We start from the raw sequence: 3,798 nt of genomic DNA on the forward strand, positions 1-3,798 counted from the left end.
CAGCGTGGCGGGGTCCACGATCCACGGCTCGTCGGGCAGCCGGTCGGGGTCGAAGGCGGCCAGGGCCGCCTCCAGCGATCGGCCGGGAAGGCCGAGGGACGCCAGGATCACGGCCAGGACCCTGGCGGGGGTCCAGCCCAGGCCGGCGAGGTCCTCCAGCGTCACGGCGCCGTCCCGTTTCGCCAACCGACGCCCCGCCGGGGAGACCGCGAGGGGCACATGGGCGTACACGGGGACGGGCAGCCCGAGCAGGGAGGCGAGGTAGGCCTGGCGGGGCGCGGAATCGAGCAGGTCGTCCCCCCGCACCACCTGGTCGATGCCCTGCGCGGCGTCATCGACCACCACGGCGAGGTTGTAGGCGACGACGCCGTCGTTCCGTCGCAGCACGAAATCGTCCACCGGAGCGGTGACGTGGCCGGCCAGCAGGTCCTCGACGGTCCACGACCCGACGCCGGACCGCAGACGCAGCGCGGGTGGGCGCTGCGCACGCAGGACGCTCCGCTGGTCCTCGCTGAGGCTGCGGCACGTGCCGGGGTAGAAGCCCGGCCGGGCATGGGGGGCGCTCGCCGCCTCGGCGATGTCCCGCCGCGTACAGAAGCACTCGTAGACGAGGCCCTGTCCGGCCAGGAGGTCCAGCGCCGCCGCATAGCGGCCGGCCTGCCCACTCTGCCGGATGACCGGCGCGTCGGAGACGAGACCCAGTGCGGCCAGCTCGGCCAGCTGATGCTCCTCGGCTCCGGCACGGACACGGTCCAGGTCCTCGACGCGGACCAGGAAGTGCCGACCCGTGGAGCGGGCGAACAGCCAGGCGAGGACGGCGGTGCGGAGATTGCCGACATGCAGCCGGCCGGAGGGGCTGGGAGCGAACCGTCCGGCGCCCTGGTGTGCCACCGCTCCGACCTCCCGCTGCCGCCGTGCTTAAAGTGAAGACCCCCCATGCACCTGCCAGAGCCCGCTTACCCTTGCTACCTTCCGGTCCTGGGGGAGTTCACAGGATGACACCACATGAGGGGCCGGGAAATAGTCTACACAGTCGGAAGGACGGCTTTCGACCCGACGACACAGCCCCGCGGACGGCACGATTCGGCAGGATCCACTTGTATGGGTATTCTGGTATCTGCTCCAAATGAGGAGGATTCGCCTAGCGGCCTATGGCGCACGCCTGGAACGCGTGTTGGGTTAACGCCCTCGGGGGTTCAAATCCCCCATCCTCCGCCTTGTTGCTCCACCAGCAGGACCCCGGCCCCGGCCGGGGTCCTGCTGTTTAATGCGCCGTCGTGCCGGCGGATCCGCCCAGCCGGCGGATCCGGGTCTTCGCGGCCTTCTCCGCGGGCCCTTCGGGTCCGAGCCCCAGCCGGATCACGCCGAGCACGAGGCGCACCGCCGTCCGGATCGGCAGGCGGACCGGTCCGAGCGAGGGGACCCGGAGGCCGAGCAGCTCGCGGTGCCTGGGGTCGAGGGTCGCGACGGCTCCCGCGAACAGCACCTGGTACCCGAGGCGTTGGGACCGGGGGAGCGGAGGACGGCGGATGTAGGTCAGGGCCTCCTGGACCTGTTCGCTGTCGGTGAGCTCGGCATCGAACGCGGCGAGTTGCGATGCGAGCTCCGCCTCGGACCGCGGCGGATCCTCGAGGCCCATCACTTCGCCGGCCTGCGCCCACTCCGCGACGTACTGGTCCGCTCCGCCCGGGATGCGTCCGCCGTAGGCGGCATGGGAGGCCACGAAGGCATCCGTGAACGCGAGGTGCACCCACCGGATGAGGTCGGGATCGCCCGCCGAATAGGGCCTCTCCTCGCCACGGCTGTCGAGATACGTGCCGTTCACCCTCGTATGCAGCCTCTGCACGAAGGCCGAGCCGTCTTGAGCCGCCTCCGTGGACCCGTACGTCACCGTGAAGATCCAGCGGATGGTGTTTGCGAGCCGGCCGAGCGGCTCCTCCCGGAAGCCGGAATGCGCATGCACACCCGCCATCGCCCCGGGGTGGAGCGTCTGCAGCAGGAGCGCGCGGATGCCGGCGACGGTCGGCGTCATCGAGCTGTGCACCGTCCAGACGGCCGAGTCCACCGGGAAGTACCCGACGTCGTCACCCTTCTCGAATTCGAACTGCCACTGGGGGATCGCCGGATCGCCGTCGGTGAAGGTGGTCCGGAGCTGCAGCTTCCACGTGTCGATCAAACCCATGCGACCACCTATCCTGTTGGGAACCGCAGCCGATTCGGCGGGCGGTGTGCGCGGCCTCCTCGGCCGTCGTTGCTTCCAACGTCTCCCCGGGCGCATTTGCTCCTGCCTCCCGCATCATCGGGCAGGCAATCCACGCGGCGGGGCTGAACGAAGCAGGATCACGACCACCTACCAGGGAGCAGCCCATGTCCTCGTCCGGCCTGTACGGGATCGACCTCACCATGAACGACGGCAGCAGGAAGACCTTCGGCGATTTCCGTGGACAGCCCGTGCTGGTGGTGAACGTCGCCTCGAAGTGCGGCTTCACCCCCCAGTACGCGGCCCTCGAGGAGCTGTACTCCACCTACGCCGCGGCGGGGCTCGTGGTCCTCGGGATGCCCTGCAACCAGTTCCTGGGACAGGAACCGGGGAACGACGACGAGATCGCCGAGTTCTGCTCGACCACGTTCGGCGTGACGTTCCCGCTCCTGACCAAGGGCGATGTGCGGGGCAAGGACCAGCACCCGCTGTACCGGCAGCTCACGGAGTTCAGGAACGGGGTCCTGCCCGGCCTCGTGAAGTGGAACTTCGAGAAGTTCCTCGTGAACCGCGACGGCGAGATCGTCGCCCGCTTCGCGCCGACGGTGGAGCCCGGCGCCCCCGAGGTCATCGCGGCGATCGAGGACGTCCTGGCGCGGCCCGCGGCCTGAGAGGCCTCCGCCGGGACGAGGCGTCAGCCGAGCGAGGCGACGCAGCGTGCGAGGAAGGCCGCCCCGGCCTCCTCGTGGACGAGCCGGCCCTCCGTCATGACCTCGTAGGGCTTCACGGGCACCCCGTCCGCAGGGCGGACGTCCACGTGCGCGACGTCGAAGCCCTGTTCGTGCAGGTAGTCGGCCATGGCGTAATCGGTGCGGGAATCGCCGACCGTCCGCCAGGTGGAGGGCACCTCCGTGAGCGGTGCGACGAGGGTCAGGGCACGCTCGGCACCGAGGTCCTTGCCCACACGCACCGACTCGATGTCGGTGGAGATGATCGTCGGGTCCACGCGGTAGTCGATGTCCCCGTGGCTGTTCGGCTCCTCGCGGTCCAGCCGGCACGCGCCCATGTCATGGCTGTGCAGGATGTCGAGGGCGTCGTCGTCGAACAGGCGCTGGCCCTCGAGGTAGGCGGCGTTCGTGGCGTCGAGGGACTGCTCGACGGACACCATGGACAGCTTGGTCTCGTCGAAGAACATCAGGTCCGCGTACTTCTCCTCGACGAGGTCCCGGACGTCGTCGGCGAAGCTGGTCGGCAGCGCGAGCTCCCGGTCGACGAAGACCTGGCCGGCGCCGTCGGCCGTGAAGGAGAACCAGGTGGCCCCCTTCTCGCAGACCGCGTGGAAGGTGACGCCGGACGGGATCCCCACGGCGAGCATCGGCTCCATGACCTGCTCCCGGATGAAGGCGTCGGAGCGGCCCGTGTTGAAGACGACCGGCCAGCCCGCCGAGGCGAGGGTGAGCAGGTCGGCGATGATCCCGGCAGGAACGGTGCGCGTGACGGGGCTCGCGACGGGGCCGTCGACGTCCAGCAGGAGGCCCTGGACGGGCACCCCGTCACGGGGACCGGGAACGGCGGGGGCGTCGGGGGTGGCGGTCTGG

4 protein-coding genes, 1 tRNA gene and 1 other RNA gene are annotated in these 3,798 nt (G+C 70.2%); 2 read left to right on the forward strand and 4 right to left on the reverse strand.

The window, feature by feature from the left end; all coding sequences use genetic code 11:
* Together gluQRS and ffs are read right to left on the reverse strand one after the other, a co-directional pair.
* Positions 1–891, reverse strand: an 891-nt coding sequence (gene gluQRS / locus CVO76_RS01890; protein WP_208740485.1) for a tRNA glutamyl-Q(34) synthetase GluQRS, incomplete at its 3' end; no start/stop codon positions are given.
* Between the two features lie 31 nt (positions 892–922).
* Positions 923–1,018, reverse strand: an RNA gene (gene ffs, locus CVO76_RS01895) — signal recognition particle sRNA small type.
* Positions 1,019–1,130: 112 nt separating this feature from the next.
* Between ffs and CVO76_RS01900 the strand changes: the two genes are divergently transcribed.
* Positions 1,131–1,215: transfer RNA gene (locus CVO76_RS01900), tRNA-Ser, on the forward strand.
* Positions 1,216–1,264: 49 nt separating this feature from the next.
* Here the strand turns inward: CVO76_RS01900 and CVO76_RS01905 are convergent.
* A complete protein-coding gene (locus CVO76_RS01905; protein ID WP_208740486.1) occupies positions 1,265–2,182 on the reverse strand; it encodes an oxygenase MpaB family protein in 918 nt (305 codons plus the stop codon).
* 185 nt (positions 2,183–2,367) lie between these two features.
* On the opposite strand from CVO76_RS01905, the gene CVO76_RS01910 reads away from it, so the two are divergent.
* A complete protein-coding gene (locus CVO76_RS01910; protein WP_208740487.1) occupies positions 2,368–2,871 on the forward strand; it encodes a glutathione peroxidase in 504 nt (167 codons plus the stop codon).
* 23 nt (positions 2,872–2,894) lie between these two features.
* On the opposite strand, the gene CVO76_RS01915 is transcribed toward CVO76_RS01910, so the two are convergent.
* A partial coding sequence (locus tag CVO76_RS01915; protein ID WP_432206119.1) for a hypothetical protein occupies positions 2,895–3,798 on the reverse strand: 904 nt, incomplete at its 5' end.

Origin of the sequence: Arthrobacter agilis, from assembly GCF_002953615.1 — a bacterium.
Taxonomy (GTDB): Bacteria; Actinomycetota; Actinomycetes; order Actinomycetales; family Micrococcaceae; genus Arthrobacter_D; species Arthrobacter_D agilis_B.